Raw genomic sequence first — 17,074 nt, 5'->3', positions numbered from 1 at the left:
GGCGCCCGGCGCCCGTAGCCAGATGTGGCCGCTGTGCGGTGTGATGGGTCCGACCGGGGCCGACTCCCAGCACTGCCGGGCGGGCATGCGGTGGCTGGCTGGGTGCGGTCTGCACGCGGCGCGCGAGGAGGCGCGAACGCCATGCGATCCGAACCCCACATCCTCGAGCTGCGCATCCACGGCGTGAACAACACGGCTCCCTACGACCTCCTCGAGGTCCCGGAGGAGTCCGTGGAGCGGTCCCGGGGGGACAGCGCCGGGAGCTTCTGGACGCCGACCTCCGACGCGCTCGACCGCGCCCGGGCCGACCTCGACGCCGCCGGCGGTGAGCCGGTCCCGGCCGACTACGTGCCGCCGACCGTCCGGCGCGAGGCGTACTCGTGGGGGCCGATGGCGCGGGAGTCCGGCGTGCCGTCCTGGGCCGCGGCGAACACCTGGGTGGTCCGGCTGAGCCGGGCGGGCTGGATGCTGCTCATCCCGTTCGGCCTCACGAACGCGGCGTACTGGACACGGGCGCTGCGAGCCAGGGACGCGCAGGGTCGCCCGCAGTACGGGCGGGGCGCGAAGCAGGTCCGGCTGTTCGGTTACGGCCTGACGCTGCTGTGGGTCAGCGCCGCGGAGACCGTCGCCTGCTGGCTGTTCGCGACCCAGTGCCTGTCCTCCCGCACCGAGTGCCGGGAGCTGCCGACCTGGTTGGCGGGCCTGTCCGTGCTGTCCTGGCCGCAGCGGATGGCCCTGGGCTCGCTCGTCCCGGTCGCGCTGCTGCTGCTGCTCTGGTGGCTCAGCCGGGGGTCGAGCAACCGGTACGAGATGCCCACCCAGAACCACGCGCCCGCGGCCTCCGGGGCCCCGGCGGCCGATGCCGGCGCGGCGGCCGACCCGACGTTGGCCGACCCGCGGCTGTGGTCCCGATGGGCTCTGACCCGCTCCTGGTCGTTCGTGCACCTCGCCGGCGGTCTGGCCCTGGTCACCCTGTTCGCCGCGATCGCCCAGGGCTGGAGCCGGGACTCCGAGTGCCAGACGATCACCACGACGGTGCGCAACCTCACCGCGTGCCTCCCCGTCCGCGGGGAGGCCGCCGGGTGGGTGCAGCTCGTGCTCGGCGTGGTCGCCCTGCTCGTGATGCTCGCCGCCGGCTGGCTCGCGGCGGTGACGACGGCCGACGACGTGCGGCCGGGTGCCGGCAACGTCCGCGCCCGGCTCATCGTGGCGCTGCTCGTCACGTCGGTCGCCGCGCTGGTCGTCGAGCTCGTGGCGCTGGCCCGCGACGTCACGACGGTCGAGCGCAGCACGCTCCCGGGGATCGACCTGATCCAGGGCGTGCTGCTGGTGACGCTGCTGATCGTCGCGATGGGTGGGCTCACCTGGCGCGGCTCGGCGAGGGCGGTTCGGACCACCGGGTCGGTCGCGTGGGTGCTCGGGGCCTCGCTGGTGCTCGTGGTGGTGTGGCCGGAGAGCATCCCGGCGCTCGGTGCAGCCGGCGCCCTTGCCGTGGCCTACGGCGTGATCTGCATCGTCGCGGCGGGTCGCCGTCGGGCCGAGGCGTGGCTCGGCCGGGGCCCCGGGGTCATGCTGCTCGTCGCCCTGGGCGTGGCGGTCGCCGGCGCCGGTGTGGTCGTCGTGGCCACCGGCGACTGGCTCAACGCCGGCCAGTCGGCCGCGCAGCTGTCCCCGGCCGTGCCGGACGACCCCGCGGCGACCGGTGCGCGCCTGCTCGTGCCGATCACCTACGTCGAGTCCGCGGTGGCCAGCGTGATCGCACTGGTCGTCGCGCTGGTGGTGATCGTCGGCTACCTGGTGCTCCTGCTGCCGCGTGGGCGGCTGATCGGTGAGATCGACGAGCCCCGCCCGCCGGACCACGCCGCCCTGGTGCGGGCCCTGCACGACCAGGGTGTGCTGCAGCCGGCCGGGCGCCTCAAGGAGCTCCGCGAGCGGCTGGACCTGCGGGTCCTGCGGCGCCGGACCCGGACGCTCGCCGCCCTGAGCCAGCGCGCGATCTGGATGGTCGGAGCGGTCGCGGTGGCGATGGGTGTGGCGCTGACGGTGACGGCGATCCTGTCGGTCGACGACGCGATGCACGCGGACGACGGGCCCGCGCTGACGCTGGTCGACCAGCCGTGGTTCGCGCCGCTCGCGGCCCTGGGCCTGTGGACCAACTCGCTCCTCTTCGCTGCGCTGCTGATCCGGGTCGTCACGGCGCCCGACCAGCAGAAGGGGCGGCCGATCGCGCTGACCTGGGACCTGATGTGCGTGCTGCCGCGGGGCGGCCACCCGTTGGGCCCGCCGTGCTACGCCGAGCGTGCGGTCCCCGAGCTGGCGGCCCGGATCGACGCGTGGCTCGACGGTACGGACCTGCCGAACGGGTCGAGTGACGCGGGCCGTCGCCGGGTCGTGCTCGGTGCCCACTCGCTGGGCTGCGTGCTGGCCGTCGCGGCCTTCTTCATGTGCCGCAGCGCCGGGGATGCGAAGGGCCGGGCGCGTGGGCGGATCGCACTGCTCACCTTCGGGTCCCAGCTGCGTCCCTACTTCGGGCGGATCCTGCCGGAGATGCTCGGACCCGCGGCCCTGGGGAACCTGCCGTGCTCACCGGGGACGACGGGGCCGGACCCCTGGGCCGGCGCGGACCCGCCGCACCGCACCGGCGAGCCGCTCCCGACGCCGGCGGACGGCACCCTGCTCGAGCGGCTCACGCCCGCACCCGGCGCTGCCCCGTTGTGGGTCAACCTGTGGCGGCGGACCGACTTCCTCGGCATGCCCGCGTACGCCTACTGGCCGAACCCGGTGGATCGTCCGGCCGAGGAGATCGACGCGACCGGCTACGTGCCGGTGATCGGCACGCACAGCAACTACCCGCGCACCGCGGAGTACCGGCACGCGATGGCGGACCTGGTCGCGCGGCTGGGTCGCTGACCGGCGGCGAGCGACGGCGGACCGCGGAACGACTGCGGCACCCGGTTCAGGGGGTGCGGCGAGCGAGCACCGCGAACCAGGCGGAGCCCGGGTCGTACTCGTCGCCCGCGAGCGAGCCCCACAGCTCCTCGACCGCGAAGCCGGCCCGGGCGAGCACGGGCTCGAGCGTGGCGGGGGTCCGGTCGGCGAACCACATGCGGTAGGTCGTCGTCCCGGTCTCGTCGGTGACCTCGTACCGGTCGCAGCAGACGTCGTCGGGGTAGTGGTGGCGGGACTCGCGAACCCGGTGCGGGTGCGGCCGCCAGAAGCCCGCGCCGTCGGACTCCTCGCTGTCCGGACGCGGCGGGTGGGCGTGCGGCGTCGACATGTCGAACACCAGCGCGCCGGCCGGCCGCAGCGCGCGGTGCACGGCGCCCAGCACGCCGTCGAGGGTGTCGGGGTCGAAGGTCGCGAGCTCGCCGTAGGACTGCAGGACGAGGTCGAACGCGCCGTCGTCGTCGAGGGTGCGGAAGTCCTGCTCGCGGTAGGTGACGGGCAGGTCGCCCGCGGTCGCCCTGGCGTGGGCGAGCGAACGGCGGTTGATGTCGACACCGGTGACCTCGCAGCCCACGGCGGCCAGCCGGGTCGAGACGAGACCCGGTCCGCAGCCGAGGTCGAGCACCCGCACGCCGGGCCCGGCCAGACCGCGCGCGACGAGGTGGGCCACGGCGCGGTCGAGCACGGCGGGCGCGCGGCTGGCGGCCTCGTGCCGGTCGTCGAGGTGGGCCGCCAGGAGCTGGGCGCCGATCCACGGGTCCGCCCAGAACGGTGCGTCGCTCGGCGTGAACGGGATGACGTCGGGGTGGGTCACCGGGCCTCCTTGCCTGGGCTTCCATCGGACTGAGATGCGTAATATATTACGCATATGACGGACGCGCCAGTCCCCCCGCGCCGCGCCGGCGACCTGCCCGAGTCGTCGGCCGGTCCGACCGACCACCCGACCGACCACCCGACCGACCACCCGTTCGACCACCTCTTCGGTCAGCTGTTCGTGCTGTTCCAGCACCTGACCCGCAGGGCCGACGAGTCGCTCGTGCCCTTCGGTCTGACCAGCCGGCAGTGGTTGCTGCTGGCGGTGCTGGTGCGCGCCTTCCCCGGGGTGGCGCCCACCCTGAGCGAGGCGGCCGCCGTGTTTGGGACCTCGCGGCAGAACGTCCGCCAGATCGCCGGACAGCTCGCGGACCGCGGATACCTCACGCTCGAGAGCGACTCGCGCGACGCCCGAGCGACCCGGCTCGCGCTCACGGCCAAGGTCGCCGTGTTCGACGAACCCGCGGTCGCCGCCGAGCAGCAGGCCCTTCTCGGCGCGCTGTTCGGCTGCTTCGCCGCGTCCGAGGTCGACGAGCTCGACCGCCTCGTGTCCCGCTGGATCACGCACCTCCAGGAGCTTTCATGACCGCCGTCCCGACCGTCGCCGCGACCGCCACACGGCCGCCGGCCCGCCCGCGCCGCGCCGGCGACGCGGTGCGCGTCGTCGTCGCCGTCCTCATCGTGCTGCACGGCCTCGTGCACCTGATCGGCGTCCTCGGCACGCCCGAGGGCACAGGCGCGGCGCCCGGCTGGCTGTGGTTCCTTGCTGCGGCAGCGGTGGTCGGGTCCGGTGTGGGCCTCGGCCTCGGGCGGCGCCACTGGTGGTGGCTGGGGCTACCCGCGCTGGTCCTCTCCCAGACACTGATCGTGGTCTCGTGGCCGCAGGCGTTCGCCGGGACCGCCGGCAGCGTCGTCCTGGGCGCCGCCGTGCTGCACGCGTGGTTCGCCGAAGGCCCGCGCAGCCGGCGTGCCCGCTACCGGCGCCACGCCGTCGAGGTCGACCGCGGCGCCTGTGCCGGCCCGGTGGTCACCGAGGCCGACCTCGAGCCGCTGCCCGCACCGGCAGCGCGCTGGCTGCGCCGGGCCGGCGTGGTCGGGCGGCCCCGGCCCCTGGCGTTCCGAGCGGTGATGCGCGGCCGGATCCGCAGCACCGAGGACGCGCCGTGGATGACCTTCGCCGCCGAGCAGGTCAACACCGTCGGCGACACCTGGACGCGGTGGTTCCGGATGGACGCGACGATGCGCGGCCTCCCGGTCGACGTTCTGCACGTGTACCGGGAGGGCGACGCGTCGATGCACGCGCGGGTCGCGTCGATGGTGCCCGTCGTGTCGGTCGAGGGGCGCGAGATGGGGAAGGCGGAGACCGTCACGGTGCTGAACGACGTGTGCATGATGGCCCCCGCGGCGCTGCTGGACGCGCCGGTGACGTGGGCCGAGGTCGACGACCACCACGTCGTGGTGCGCCTGGCCTGCGGGGGCCACGAGGTCGCCGCCACCCTGGTGCTCGACGACGCGGGTGACCTGGTCGACTTCCGCTCCGAGGACCGATCGCGCACCGACGGCCGGACCGTCGAGCAGATGCCCTGGTCGACCCCGCTGACCGGGCACCGCGAGATGCCGATCGGACGGGTCGCCGGGGCGGGCGCCGCGGTGTGGGACGCGCCGGAGGGCACCTACACGTACATCGAGACGACGATCGACTCGGTCGAGATCGCGGGTGCGTGACCGGCCCGGCAGTCGCCTCTCGGCGGCTGGCCGCTCGTAGCGGCTGAGTATGAGGCCCGGGGGACATGAACCGGGCCGGCCACACGGGTGTCAAGCGTCCGCAGGCCCGGAACATTCCCGGTCCGGGGCGCGGCGCGAAACCGGTGCGAACCGTCACGAACCGGTACGACGGCGGCCGGCCCCCGAGCGCGGCATCTGGCGCGTGCTGCCGAGGTGCGATTGGATCGAGGCCATGAGTCCAGTGCTGCGTACCGCGACCTGCGAGGACTGCGAGTGGCACGTCTCCGGCAGCTCGGCCTGGAGCGCCGCGGACATCCACGAGTCGGACACCGGGCACACCGTGCGCCGGGCCGGCGCCGGGACCCCGGGAGATGTGCCCGACCCGTACACCGAGCCGCACGAGGACGAACCGACCGCCTAGCTGTCCGTCAGGCGGCGGCCGGCGCCGGTTCCGGATCGCCGTCCCCGGGCGGGAACTCCGGCGGGGGCCCGCCGACGAAGCACCGGCACGGTCCGTCGAGGTGCACGAACCCGGTCGACGGACGCGCCGCGCACGGTACGGGCAGCTGACCCGTGACGACCTCTTCACTCCCCATATCTGAAGAGAGCCGCGTCGCGCCCGGTCATGACACGGTTCCGAGTGCTCAGACGCGCGCTCGTCCCGCCGATGTGTCTGCACACGAGGTCGAGCCCGTACCGAGGGCCGCCCGAGCCGGGACGGAGGCGCGTCATGGGGCTGGCCCGCGCGCCGCGCGAGCCCAGTGGTGCGGACGACGGCGACGCGATCGTGATCCGCGCGCGCTGGCTCGGCGCAGCCCTGACCGTCCTGCAGCTCGCGCTCTACGTGCCGACCGACGGCGTCTCGGTACCCCGGTACTCGCTGTGGTGGGGTCTGGTCCCGGCCGGGCTCCTCGTCCTGGTCAACGTGGCCGAGCTGGTCGCCCGAAGGACGTCGACGCCCGTGCCGGTGGGCACCCGGCGGGTGGTCGGGCTGGTCGTCGACTCGGTCGCGATCCTGATGCTCATCATGTGCTTCGCGTTCGACGCGGCCAGCGCGCTGTGGACGCTGCTGCTCCTGCCGGTCGCCGAGGCGTCGCTGCGTCGATGGGCACGGGCCTCGGCAGTGACCTGGGTGGTGCTCTCGCTGGGATACGTGCTCGGGCTCGAGGTGTCCCACCGCGTGGCCGGGACCCCGTCGCTGAGCCTCGACTCGCTCACCTACCGGATCGGTGTGCTCGGCATCGTCACGTTCCTGCTGGTCGGGCTCACGAGGCGGCTCAACGAGCAGATCGCCAGCACCGCCGCCGGTGAGGCCGAGGTCGACCAGCTCCGTGCGGTCGCGGCGGCCGCGCGCCGGATGTCGGCCCTCGACGTACCGACCGTGATCCGTGAGGTCACGGCCGCCGCCGAACAGCTGGGCTTCGCCGAGGCGCAGGTCTGGTCGCGCACCGGACGGCTCGGTGAGCCGTCCGAGGGCGACGACGGGTACGACCTCACCGGATCGTTCGACCAGGTCGCCACCGCGACGCAGGACCTCGGGTGGGCCACCGTCGAGACCGCCCCGGCGGACCCGGGGCAGGTGGTGGTGGCCGCCGGGATCGGCGCGGGTGATGCCGTCGAGGCGCTGCTCGTCGGGCGGCTGGCGACCCCGGTGGACGTGCGGGTCGCCGACGGCCTGAGCCTCCTCTCGAGCCACGCGGCAGCCGCGCTGGCCAACGCGTTGCGGTTCGAGGAGGGTCGCGCCTTCGAGGAGCGCCTCGCCCACCAGGCGGCGCACGACGAGCTCACCGGCCTGCCGAGCCGGTCGGAGCTCGGCGAGCGCGCCCGGCGCCTGCTCGCGCGGGACCGTGGTCGGGACCGGCTGGTCGCGCTGCTGTACCTCGACCTCGACCGCTTCAAGCAGATCAACGACGTGCTCGGGCACTCGACGGGCGACGAGCTGCTGCGCCGGGTCGCCGACCGGATCGGCGAGCACATCCGGCCCGACGACGTCTGCGCGCGGCTCGGTGGTGACGAGTTCGTGGTGCTCAGCGGCGGTCACGCAGGGGTGATGACGGTCCTCGCGCTCGCCTACCGGCTGCGGTCCGCGCTGCACGAGCCGTTCGCCGTCGGAGACCTCACCCTCGACGTCGAGGTGAGCATCGGGATCGCCTGGGCGCCCGCCGACGGCGACGACGTCCACCTCCTGCTGCAGCACGCCGACGTCGCGATGCACGCGGCCAAGCGCAGCCGCGCCGGCGTGACGCTCTACCGCGACGTGCAGGACACCGACGACGCGTCGCAGCTCGGCCTGCTCGGCGACCTGCGACGGGCGCTCGAGAGCGGCGGGCAGCTCGACGTGTACTTCCAGCCGATCGTCGCGCTGGACACCGACCGTCCGGCGTCCTTCGAGGCGCTGATCCGGTGGCACCACCCGACCCGAGGGATGGTGCAGCCCGGCACGTTCATCCCCGTCGCGGAGAGCACGTCGATCATCCACCAGCTCACCGACGTGGTGCTCGAGCGTGCCCTGGCCGCGCTGGCGCGGTGGCGTGCGCACGGCATCGACGCGCGGGTGGCCGTCAACCTGTCGCCGCGCGCCCTGGTCGACGTGACGCTGACCCAACGGGTCGACGCGTTCCTGCGGGCCGCCGACGTGGACCCGGGATGGCTGTGCCTCGAGATCACCGAGGAGACCTTGGTCGACGACCCGGCGCGGGCGGTCGCCACGATGGACCAGCTCAAGGAGCTCGGGGTCCGGCTCTCGATCGACGACTTCGGCACGGGGTACTCCTCGATGAGCTACCTCAAGAGCCTGCCGGTCGACGACATCAAGATCGACCGCAGCTTCGTCACGGACATGCTCACCTCGGCCCGGGACGGCTCGCTCGTGCACTCGGTGGTCGAGCTCGCCCACCGGCTCGACCTCGAGGTGGTGGCCGAGGGCGTCGAGGACGGCGAGACGATGAGCGCGCTGCGCGCGACCGGCTGTGACCACGTCCAGGGTTTCCACGTCGCCCGGCCGATGCCCGAGGCGGACGTGCTCGCCTGGGCCGAGCGCTGGGCGGCCGAGCACGTCACCGCGCCGCAGGAGCGCTGAGACCCGGGCCGGGTTACCCTCACCCCACCGACGACGGGGTCGAGAGGACCGCATGGTCACCAGTCCGTGGGCGGCGTTGCCCGCCGGTACCGACACGGTGCAGCTGGAGAGCCGGCTGCGCCACGCGCACGAGGAGTTCCTCTCCGGGCGACGACCCGGCGCGGTCCGACGCGTGGTGCTGGACTCCTGGCAGCGCAGCCGACGCTGCGGGGTGGACCCGGAACGCCCCGAGGTCGACGCGAGCATGCCGGCCGCCGAGCTGGCCGCCTACCGCCGGGACCACCCGCTCGCCGCGCTGCTGCCGCTGGCCCGCCGGATCCTGCTGGACGGGTCGCAGGAGGGCCTGGTCGTCGCGCTCGCCGACGCCGGCGGCCGGCTGCTCTGGGTCGAGGGGGACCGTGCGGTGCGCCGCGCGGTCGAGTCCGCGGGCTTCGTCGAGGGCGCGCTCTGGGCCGAGGACCGGGCCGGGACCAACGCGCCGGGCATCGCCCTGGCCACCGACCACGAGGTCCAGGTGTTCTCCGCGGAGCACTTCGCGCTCCCGGTGCAGCCGTTCAGCTGCTCCGCGGCGCCCGTGCACGACGCGTTCGGGCACCAGCTCGGGGTGCTCGACGTCACCGGCCGTGACGGGGCGGCCGCGCCGCACATGCTCCCACTGGTGCGCGCGACGGTGGCCGCGATGGAGGCGGAGCTCGCGGTGCGTGCGTTCCACCAGGGCTGGCACCGCGACGCGGGGGCGCTGGTCGGCCCGGGCCTCCGGCTCGACGCGCTCGGCAGGTCGACCGGTGCGCTGACCGGTCCGGGCGTGCCGGGCGGGAGCCTCACGCTGCGCCACTCGGAGATCCTCGTGCTCCTGGCCGCGCACCCGCGCGGACTCGGCGCCGACGAGCTCGGCGCCCTGCTGCACCCCGACGGGCTGAGCGACGTCACGGTACGCGCCGAGGTGTCCCGGCTGAGGCGGGTCTCCGAGGAGCTCGTCGCGGGGTCGCGCCCGTACCGGCCGGCGGACGGGTTGGTCTGGGACGGCGGCCAGGTCCGGGAGCTGCTCGACCGCGGCGCCGTCGGTGACGCGGTGCGCCTCTACAAGGGCCCGGTCCTGCCACGCTCGGACGCACCGGGCGTCGCGCGCCTGCGCACCGAGCTCGACGTGGACGTGCGGGCAGCGGTCGAGGAGACCGACGATGTCGCCGCGGTGCTCGCGTGGTCGCTCAGCCCGGCCGGTGCCGACGACTTCGCGGCCGCCGAGCGGCTCGTCGCGCTGCTGCCCCCGGGGTCGCCCGGCGCGGCACGGGCCCGGGCGCGGCTGCGCATGCTCGACGACGACCTGGCCTGACGCCGCGCGCCCCGCCCTCGGCGCCGCGACGGCGCCGAGCCCCGCGGCCGGTCCGGCGGGCGTGCAACGGTCCTGCAACCCCGCGCGACCTACCGTGCCCGCGCGTCGCGACGAGGCGGCGCGGGGCGGGCCTGCGGCCACGTCCCACCGGCTACGGAGGTTCAGCCATGACCGTGTACGCCGCACCGGGCACCGCCGACTCGATCGTGAGGTTCCGGGACCGCTACGACCACTGGATCGGCGGGGAGTACGTGCCGCCGTCGTCGGGCGAGTACTTCGAGAACCCGACGCCGGTCACCGGCCGGACGTTCTGCGAGGTCGCGCGCGGCAACGCCGACGACATCGAGAAGGCCCTGGACGCCGCGCACGCCGCGGCGAAGACCTGGGGCCGCACGACCGCGACCGAGCGGGCCAACATCCTCAACCGGATCGCCGACCGGATGGAGCAGAACCTCGAGCTGCTGGCGGTCGCCGAGACCTGGGAGAACGGCAAGCCGATCCGCGAGACGCTCGCCGCGGACATCCCGCTCGCGATCGACCACTTCCGGTACTTCGCCGGTGCGATCCGCGCGCAGGAGGGCTCGATCTCCGAGATCGACGGCGACACGATCGCCTACCACTTCCACGAGCCGCTCGGCGTGGTCGGCCAGATCATCCCGTGGAACTTCCCGATCCTCATGGCGACCTGGAAGCTGGCACCCGCGCTCGCGGCAGGCAACTGTGTGGTGCTCAAGCCCGCCGAGCAGACGCCGGCCTCGATCCTGGTGCTGGTCGAGCTGATCGCGGACCTGCTTCCGGCCGGCGTGCTGAACGTCGTCAACGGGTTCGGCGTGGAGGCCGGCAAGCCGCTCGCGTCCAGCCCGCGGATCCGCAAGATCGCGTTCACCGGCGAGACCACCACCGGGCGGCTGATCATGCAGTACGCCAGCCAGAACATCATCCCGGTGACGCTCGAGCTCGGCGGCAAGAGCCCGAACATCTTCTTCGAGGACGTCGCGCGGGACCGGGACTCGTACTACGACAAGGCGCTCGAGGGCTTCACGATGTTCGCCCTCAACCAGGGCGAGGTGTGCACCTGCCCGTCACGCGCCCTGATCCAGGAGTCCATCTACGACGACTTCCTGGCCGACGCGCTGGAGCGCACCCGGGCGGTCAAGCAGGGCAACCCGCTGGACACGGAGACGATGATCGGTGCGCAGGCCTCCAACGACCAGATGGAGAAGATCCTGTCCTACATCGACATCGGCAAGGCCGAGGGCGCGAAGCTGCTGTGCGGTGGCGAGCGGGCGGGCCTCGGCGGCGACCTCGAGGGCGGGTACTACATCTCCCCGACGGTGTTCGAGGGCAAGAACTCGATGCGGATCTTCCAGGAGGAGATCTTCGGGCCGGTGGTCTCGGTGACGTCGTTCCAGGACTTCGACGACGCGATCTCGATCGCCAACGACACGCTCTACGGCCTGGGCGCCGGCGTGTGGTCGCGCGAGCAGGCGGTCGCCTACCGCGCCGGCAGGGAGATCGAGGCCGGCCGGGTCTGGACGAACTGCTACCACGCGTACCCGGCGGCCGCGGCGTTCGGCGGGTACAAGGGCTCCGGCATCGGCCGCGAGACGCACAAGATGATGCTCGACCACTACCAGCAGACCAAGAACCTGCTGGTCAACTACTCGGGCGAGAAGCTCGGCTTCTTCTGATCGGCACGCGGCGGCGGCCGGCCGGGTCGTGGTGCCCGAGGGTGCTCACCCGGCCGGCCGTGCGCCGCGAGGAGGAGGAACGATGGATCAGCCTTCTGCCGTGGCGAGGCGAGCCGGCGTGGACCGCGTCGCGGTCACCTCGGAGGCCGCGGCGCTGCTGCGAGCCCTCGCCCGTCGGCACGGGCCACTGATGGTGCACCAGTCCGGCGGGTGCTGCGACGGCTCCTCGCCGATGTGCTACCCGGACGGCGACTTCCTGGTCGGCGACGCGGACGTGCACCTCGGTGACCTGCGCGTCCCGGCCGAGCCGGGCTCGGTCGACGCGGACCAGGCGGTGCCGGTCTGGATGAGTCGTGCGCAGTTCGAGTACTGGAAGCACACCCACCTGACCATCGACGTGGTCGACGGTCGCGGCGCGGGCTTCTCGCTCGAGGCGCCCGAGGGCAAGCGGTTCCTGATCCGCTCGCGGCTGTTCACCGACGCCGAGTCGGAGTCGCTGATGGCCGCGGAGGCGGTCGGCGGGGTCTGAGCCGCCGCTGCGCGGGACGTTCGCGGCCCGAGCGGGCACGATGGGTCCCGACCCCCTCGCTCCGCGAGCACCGAGGAGACTGGATGATCAACCGTCGACACTTCCTGGTCGGGACCGCTGCCGTGGGCGCGGCCGGCGTCGTCGCCGCCTGCGCGCCGAAGCAGCCCACCGTCGGCAGCCCGGCGTCACCGGGCAGCGCGCTCCTCGCACTGTCCGACGTGCCGGTCGGCGGCGCGGCTCCCGCGACCACGGCGGCCGGCGACGCGATCATGGTCGCCCAGCCCACCGAGGGCACCGTCGTGGCGTTCAGCGCGATCTGCACGCACGCCGGCTGCCAGGTGCAGGCCAACGGCGACGAGCTGGACTGTCCGTGCCACGGGTCGGCCTTCGACGCCGCCACCGGCGACGTCCTTCGCGGGCCGGCGATCACGCCGCTGCCGTCGGTCGCGGTCAAGGTCGTGGACGGCGAGGTCGTCGAGGCCTGACCGTCCCAGCACGAGCGGGTGCCGGCCCGCTAGGTTCGACTGCGCACCCGGAGTCCGCGGGTGCGCTCGTCGCGGCGTCGCCGCCGGCCACCTGGGGGAATCCATGCGTCACACCGTCCTGTCCGCTGCGCTCGTGCTCGGTGCGGTCAGCCTCGGCGGTTGCTCCGCCGTCAGCGGGCTGTTCTCCGACGAGCCGCAGCGGGACGAGAGCGGCCAGGTGACCGAGGCGTCGACCGAGGGTGCGTTCTCGCTCGAGGTCGGCGACTGCTTCGACTCGACCGGCCTCACCGAGTACGTCGAGGAGATCCCGTTCGTGCCGTGCGGCGAGGAGCACGACGCCGAGGTGTACGCGAGCACGCAGCTGACCGGCGAGGAGTACCCGGGCGAGGACGTCGTGAGCGAGCAGGCGTGGACGTACTGCGAGGAGGAGTTCGCGAGCTTCGTGGGCGTGACCTACGAGGAGTCGGTGATCGACATGTTCCCGATGTACCCCGTCGAGGACGGCTGGAACGACCTCGGCGACCGTGAGGTCCTGTGCATCGCGTCCGACATCGACGGGGTCACCAGCACCCTGCGCGACGCCGGACGCTGATCAGCGCTTCGCGCCGGTGCGCATCCGGCCGAGCAGGCCACGCGGTGCAGTGCCGTCCGCGTCGGGCGACACCGGCGCGCGCTCGGCGCCCTTCATCACCGTCTCCAGCTCGTCGATGTACTCCTGCGCCGCCGCCCGCTGAGCCTCGGCCTGCTCGACCTTGCGCCGCAGCTCGGCGACCCGGTCGTTCAGCGTGGCGACCCGCTGCTCGTGCTCGATCCGCTCCCGTGCGGACGTCTCGCGGAGCTCGGCGAGCCGCGCGCTGAGATCGTCGACCGCATCGGCGCGGGCGCGCAGCTGGGCGAGACCTGCGGTGACACCGCCGGCCGCCATCGCGCGCATCAGCACGTCCAGGCGGACGGTGCGCTCCGACTCGCGGAGCTCCGACCAGGGACCCTGGTTGAGGAGCTCGATCCGGGACCGCTCGATTGCCTCGGCCACGGCCTGGGGGGACATGTCGATGTGCTCCATGGAGCGACGGTATGTCCGGATTGTCCGCGTGCGCTCCGGTGCAACCCGGTTTTCACCCGGCCTCGTCACCGGAATGGCGGCCGGTCGTGCTCACCCGGGTCGCGACGACGTCGGTGACGTGGTGGCCTGCCTCGATCCCGCGGCGCTCGAACGCGGTGACCGGCCGGTGCGGCGGGCGCGGCATCGGGCCGTCGTGCACCAGCTCCGGGTCGGCAGCCAGGACCTCGAGCATCACCTCGGCGTACGGCTCCCAGTCGGTCGCGCAGTGCAGCACACCGCCGGGCCGCAGGCGGGACCGGATCAGGGCCACGCGGTCCGGAGCGATGATCCGCCGCTTGTGGTGACGCGCCTTGGGCCACGGGTCCGGGAAGAACACGTGCACCGCGTCGAGACCGTCCGGCGCGATGCGGGCCACGAGGTCCAGCGCGTCGCCGTACGCCACCCGGACCGTGCTGAGGCCGGTGCGCTCGATCAGGCCGAGCAGGTTCGCCACTCCCGGCAGGTGGGCCTCGACCGCGAGGTAGTCCCGGTCCGGGTCGGCAGCCGCCATCGCGACCGTCGCCTCACCCATGCCCGACCCGATCTCCAGCACCACCGGCGCGGTGCGGCCGAAGAGGGCGGTCGTGTCGAGGTGACCGGCGGCGTCCACCGGCCCGGTGCCCAGCGCCTCGTCGTGCACCGAGAAGCCGAACCGCGGCCACAGCTCCTCGAGCGCGCGGGTCCGTTCCGGTCCGAGCGGGCTGCGGCGCGGGTGGAACGTGCGCACCGGGCCGCCGCGCTCGCCGCGCACGTGGCTGAACCGTGCGCCGACGTCGTTCACGCGTCGAGCCGCTCGGCCACCCAGCTCGCCACGGCGTCGAGGTAGGCGGTGCGGGCCGGCTCGGGGGACAGCGCGAGGTCGTGCACCCCGCCGGGCACGGTGACCAGGGTGACGTCGTGGCCCAGCCGCGGTGCGAGCCGCCGGGTCTGCTCGACCGAGAGCACCGAGTCGGTGCGGTCGAGCGCGTCGTGCCACCGGTCGGCCGGGCCGGACGCGTCCGACGTGAGGACCAGTACCGGCACGTCGATCGTCAGCCCCCGCGCGACCGCCTTCTGCGCCCGGCGGACCGAGCGCATCCAGCGGGCCCGCACGCCGAAGCCCTCGTCGGGCTTCCAGGCGAGGTCGTAGGTCCACCCGCCGCCGGCCGGGTCGTGCAGCCACCCGCCGTAGTGCGGTGCCAGCTGCCCGACCTCGAGGTCCGGGGCCACCCGGGCCAGCGGCGCGAGCGCCCTCGTGGTGACGGTCCGGTCGAACCAGCCGCGGTTGAGGTCGAGCCATGGGCTGTTCAGCACGAGAGCGTCCAGGGCCGGCCCGGCGGGCCGGGCGGCGCGGGCGTGCGCCCACAGTGCGGCGATCAGGCCGCCCGTGGAGTGGCCCATGACCACGATCTCGTCGTGCCCGAGCTCCTCGCGCAGCACGCGTACGGCGGCGTCGAGCTCTTCGGCGTGCACGGAGATGTCGGCCACCACGTTCGGCGGACGACCCGGTCGGATCGACCGCCCGTAGCCCCGCAGGTCGATCGCGTACAGCTCGCGGCCGAGGCCGTGCCACAGGTCGGCGAGGTGCGGGTGGAAGAAGTAGTCGACGAAGCCGTGCACGTACAGCGCGGCCCCGCGGCGGGCCGTTCCGTCCGGCTCGGGACGGACCAGAGTCGCGAGCGCCTCACCGTACGCGTCCGGCCGCAGCGGCAGGTCCCGTGCCTGCCAGCCGGGACCGAGGACGTCGGTCCGCCACACGTCAGTGCTCCGCCTTGACCGCGATCACCGGGCTGTCCGCGTCGAGCAGGATGCGCTGCGACGTCGAACCGAGCAGCAGCTTGCCGACGGGTGTGCGCCGCCGCACGCCGATCACGATCCCGCGGACGTGCTGGTCCTTCTCGAGCGCGAGGATCTCCTCGGCAGCGTCGTGCCCGCGCACCAGCTGGCGGACCTGGAACCCGACGCCCTCGGCGGAGAGGCGATGCTCGAGGTCCACCAGCTCGGTGTCCGTGGCGAACGTGTCGTCGTGCGGGTCGCTGCTGGCCGAGACGTTCACGACCAGCAGGTCGTCGCCGTGGTGGCGCGCCTCGGCGATGCCGTGGTCGAGAGCCGCCTCACCCTGCGGGGTGGGCGTGTAGCCCACGATGATGATCATGGCCGCGGCGGCTCCTCCGGATCGGCCGGCGGCGGGGTCTCCGGGGTCTCCGGGGCCGCCGGGGCGGGCGGAGCCGTCGGTTCTGCGGCCGTCGGTTCTGCGGCCGGCGGCTGTGCGGGCGGCGGGGGCGGGGGTGCCGGGACCTCGGCGGTCGGCTGCTCCGCGCCCGAGGTCGGGACCTCGATCGTCGGCTGCTCGGCCACCGGCGTCGGGAGCACGGCGGTCGGCTGCTCGGCCACCGGCGGAGGTGGCGGCGCCATCGGCTGTGCCCCGGGCGGCGGGGGCGGGGGTGCGTAGCCCGGCGCGGGTGCGGCCTGCCACTGGCCCTCCGGTGCGGCACCGGCCGGCGGGAGCGACGTGGTCGGGCCAGCGGTCCCGCTCCCGCCGCGGCGGGCGAGCAGGACGATCCCGGTCACCGCGGCGGCGAGCACCACGGCGGCGACGATGAGGATCCACCACGGGAAGCCGGAGCCCGAGGACGTCGCGTCGTCCCCGGCGTCGATCGGCTCTGCGGTGACCTCCTCGGCGGGCTCTGCGGTGACCTCGTCGGTCGGCTCCGCGGTGGCCTCCTCGGTCGGCGACGCCTCGCCGCCGGCGATCGCCGAGCCGCGCGCGCTGAGCTCGGTGACCTCGCCATACGGCGGGGTCCAGGTCACGGTGGTGCCGTCGAGCGTGCCGTTGTGGTCGCTGACCGCTCCGGGGAACGTGACCGAGTACTCCATGACGAACGTGTCGAGGAACATCTGGGTCATCGGGTCGGACGTGTCCGTGGTGTCCATGCCCTCTTCGTCGGTGAGGTCCACCGAGCCGGACACGACGAACTCGTCGCCGTCCCGCTCGATGGTGAGCTCCTCGTTCGAGACGGCCGACAGCGGCGCGTTCTCGACGGTGTACCGCATGCCCGTGTAGCCGTCCTCGGCGTACGGCTCGGAGCTGGCACCCTCCGGTGCGTCGGAACCGAGGTCGTACTCGTCGAACATGTCCTGCGGGTCGGTGTCCATGGACTCGGCGAACTCGTCGGAGATCGCCAGGACGACGGACAGCGACGCGGTGTCGTCCGGGTTGAGCGCGATGTCGTACTGGGTCTTCATGCACCCGCTCAGCGCGAGGACGCTGGCCGCAGCCACGCCGATCGCGACGACGCGGCGCCGGGCGATCGACCGGCGCGCGGTGCCGGTGGTGTCGGTGACGGTCATGCAGACATCCTGCCGACCCGGCGGCGGCGCCGGGAGCCCTT

Annotated in this window: 16 protein-coding genes; 10 read left to right on the top strand and 6 right to left on the bottom strand. The window is 73.9% G+C overall.

What is annotated here, in order from left to right:
- The first annotated feature begins 141 nt into the window (after window positions 1-141).
- Window positions 142-2,910: a hypothetical protein gene (locus tag OEB99_RS13795; protein ID WP_263577857.1), complete on the top strand. Its 2,769-nt coding sequence runs from the start codon at window positions 142-144 to the stop codon at window positions 2,908-2,910.
- Window positions 2,911-2,956: 46 nt separating this feature from the next.
- On the opposite strand, the gene OEB99_RS13790 is transcribed toward OEB99_RS13795, so the two are convergent.
- Window positions 2,957-3,760, bottom strand: coding sequence for a class I SAM-dependent methyltransferase (locus tag OEB99_RS13790; protein WP_263577856.1), 804 nt, complete (start codon window positions 3,758-3,760; stop codon window positions 2,957-2,959).
- Window positions 3,761-3,814: 54 nt separating this feature from the next.
- Here OEB99_RS13790 and OEB99_RS13785 point away from each other — a divergent pair, with 54 nt between their 5' ends.
- The 9 genes from OEB99_RS13785 (at window position 3,815) to OEB99_RS13745 (ending at window position 13,193) form a co-directional block, all read left to right on the top strand.
- The gene (locus OEB99_RS13785; protein ID WP_263577855.1) at window positions 3,815-4,345 is read left to right on the top strand and encodes a MarR family winged helix-turn-helix transcriptional regulator; all 531 of its coding nucleotides are present in this window, start codon (window positions 3,815-3,817) and stop codon (window positions 4,343-4,345) included.
- Window positions 4,342-5,484 carry a DUF6544 family protein gene (locus tag OEB99_RS13780; protein ID WP_263577854.1) on the top strand — a complete coding sequence of 381 codons (1,143 nt, stop codon included), beginning with the start codon at window positions 4,342-4,344 and terminating at the stop codon, window positions 5,482-5,484. The genes OEB99_RS13785 and OEB99_RS13780 overlap by 4 nt, the downstream gene beginning before the upstream one ends.
- A gap of 232 nt (window positions 5,485-5,716) precedes the next feature.
- Window positions 5,717-5,905, top strand: a complete 189-nt coding sequence (locus OEB99_RS13775; RefSeq protein ID WP_263577853.1) for a hypothetical protein — start codon at window positions 5,717-5,719, stop codon at window positions 5,903-5,905.
- A gap of 309 nt (window positions 5,906-6,214) precedes the next feature.
- Window positions 6,215-8,563: a putative bifunctional diguanylate cyclase/phosphodiesterase gene (locus OEB99_RS13770; RefSeq protein ID WP_263577852.1), complete on the top strand. Its 2,349-nt coding sequence runs from the start codon at window positions 6,215-6,217 to the stop codon at window positions 8,561-8,563.
- A 52-nt stretch (window positions 8,564-8,615) separates the two neighbouring features.
- Window positions 8,616-9,896, top strand: a complete 1,281-nt coding sequence (locus OEB99_RS13765; RefSeq protein ID WP_263577851.1) for a sigma-54-dependent transcriptional regulator family protein — start codon at window positions 8,616-8,618, stop codon at window positions 9,894-9,896.
- Window positions 9,897-10,063: 167 nt separating this feature from the next.
- Window positions 10,064-11,587 carry an aldehyde dehydrogenase gene (gene adh / locus OEB99_RS13760; RefSeq protein ID WP_263577850.1) on the top strand — a complete coding sequence of 508 codons (1,524 nt, stop codon included), beginning with the start codon at window positions 10,064-10,066 and terminating at the stop codon, window positions 11,585-11,587.
- A gap of 82 nt (window positions 11,588-11,669) precedes the next feature.
- A complete protein-coding gene (locus tag OEB99_RS13755; RefSeq protein WP_263577849.1) occupies window positions 11,670-12,116 on the top strand; it encodes a DUF779 domain-containing protein in 447 nt (148 codons plus the stop codon).
- 83 nt (window positions 12,117-12,199) lie between these two features.
- Window positions 12,200-12,601, top strand: coding sequence for a QcrA and Rieske domain-containing protein (locus OEB99_RS13750; RefSeq protein ID WP_263577848.1), 402 nt, complete (start codon window positions 12,200-12,202; stop codon window positions 12,599-12,601).
- A 103-nt stretch (window positions 12,602-12,704) separates the two neighbouring features.
- Entirely contained in the window at window positions 12,705-13,193 is a 489-nt protein-coding gene (locus OEB99_RS13745; protein ID WP_263577847.1) for a septum formation family protein, read from the top strand.
- On the opposite strand, the gene OEB99_RS13740 is transcribed toward OEB99_RS13745, so the two are convergent.
- Genes OEB99_RS13740 through OEB99_RS13720 form a run of 5 tightly spaced genes read right to left on the bottom strand, consistent with a single transcriptional unit; the run spans window position 13,194 to window position 17,033 of the window.
- Entirely contained in the window at window positions 13,194-13,664 is a 471-nt protein-coding gene (locus OEB99_RS13740; RefSeq protein WP_263577846.1) for a hypothetical protein, read from the bottom strand.
- A gap of 52 nt (window positions 13,665-13,716) precedes the next feature.
- A complete protein-coding gene (gene trmB / locus OEB99_RS13735; protein WP_263577845.1) occupies window positions 13,717-14,484 on the bottom strand; it encodes a tRNA (guanosine(46)-N7)-methyltransferase TrmB in 768 nt (255 codons plus the stop codon).
- The gene (locus tag OEB99_RS13730) at window positions 14,481-15,440 is read right to left on the bottom strand and encodes an alpha/beta hydrolase (RefSeq protein WP_263577844.1); all 960 of its coding nucleotides are present in this window, start codon (window positions 15,438-15,440) and stop codon (window positions 14,481-14,483) included. Before OEB99_RS13730 ends, trmB begins: the two co-directional genes overlap by 4 nt.
- A 1-nt stretch (window position 15,441) precedes the next feature.
- Window positions 15,442-15,837, bottom strand: coding sequence for a universal stress protein (locus tag OEB99_RS13725; protein WP_263577843.1), 396 nt, complete (start codon window positions 15,835-15,837; stop codon window positions 15,442-15,444).
- A complete protein-coding gene (locus tag OEB99_RS13720) occupies window positions 15,834-17,033 on the bottom strand; it encodes an LppM family (lipo)protein (protein ID WP_263577842.1) in 1,200 nt (399 codons plus the stop codon). Before OEB99_RS13720 ends, OEB99_RS13725 begins: the two co-directional genes overlap by 4 nt.
- Window positions 17,034-17,074 lie beyond the last annotated feature (41 nt).

The organism is Actinotalea endophytica, from assembly GCF_025717005.1.
Lineage (GTDB): Bacteria > Actinomycetota > Actinomycetes > Actinomycetales > Cellulomonadaceae > Actinotalea.
This window is presented reverse-complemented; position numbering and strand designations above follow the sequence as displayed.

Bases quoted from the DNA above. Each gene is read 5' to 3' on its own strand.
- OEB99_RS13725 (WP_263577843.1), bottom strand. From the start codon at position 15,837: ATGATCATCATCGTGGGCTACACGCCCACCCCGCAGGGTGAGGCGGCT.
- OEB99_RS13795 (WP_263577857.1), top strand. From the start codon at position 142: ATGCGATCCGAACCCCACATCCTCGAGCTGCGCATCCACGGCGTGAAC.
- adh (WP_263577850.1), top strand. From the start codon at position 10,064: ATGACCGTGTACGCCGCACCGGGCACCGCCGACTCGATCGTGAGGTTC.
- OEB99_RS13745 (WP_263577847.1), top strand. From the start codon at position 12,705: ATGCGTCACACCGTCCTGTCCGCTGCGCTCGTGCTCGGTGCGGTCAGC.
- OEB99_RS13750 (WP_263577848.1), top strand. From the start codon at position 12,200: ATGATCAACCGTCGACACTTCCTGGTCGGGACCGCTGCCGTGGGCGCG.
- OEB99_RS13780 (WP_263577854.1), top strand. From the start codon at position 4,342: ATGACCGCCGTCCCGACCGTCGCCGCGACCGCCACACGGCCGCCGGCC.
- OEB99_RS13775 (WP_263577853.1), top strand. From the start codon at position 5,717: ATGAGTCCAGTGCTGCGTACCGCGACCTGCGAGGACTGCGAGTGGCAC.
- OEB99_RS13770 (WP_263577852.1), top strand. From the start codon at position 6,215: ATGGGGCTGGCCCGCGCGCCGCGCGAGCCCAGTGGTGCGGACGACGGC.
- OEB99_RS13740 (WP_263577846.1), bottom strand. From the start codon at position 13,664: ATGGAGCACATCGACATGTCCCCCCAGGCCGTGGCCGAGGCAATCGAG.
- OEB99_RS13765 (WP_263577851.1), top strand. From the start codon at position 8,616: ATGGTCACCAGTCCGTGGGCGGCGTTGCCCGCCGGTACCGACACGGTG.
- OEB99_RS13720 (WP_263577842.1), bottom strand. From the start codon at position 17,033: ATGACCGTCACCGACACCACCGGCACCGCGCGCCGGTCGATCGCCCGG.
- OEB99_RS13785 (WP_263577855.1), top strand. From the start codon at position 3,815: ATGACGGACGCGCCAGTCCCCCCGCGCCGCGCCGGCGACCTGCCCGAG.
- OEB99_RS13755 (WP_263577849.1), top strand. From the start codon at position 11,670: ATGGATCAGCCTTCTGCCGTGGCGAGGCGAGCCGGCGTGGACCGCGTC.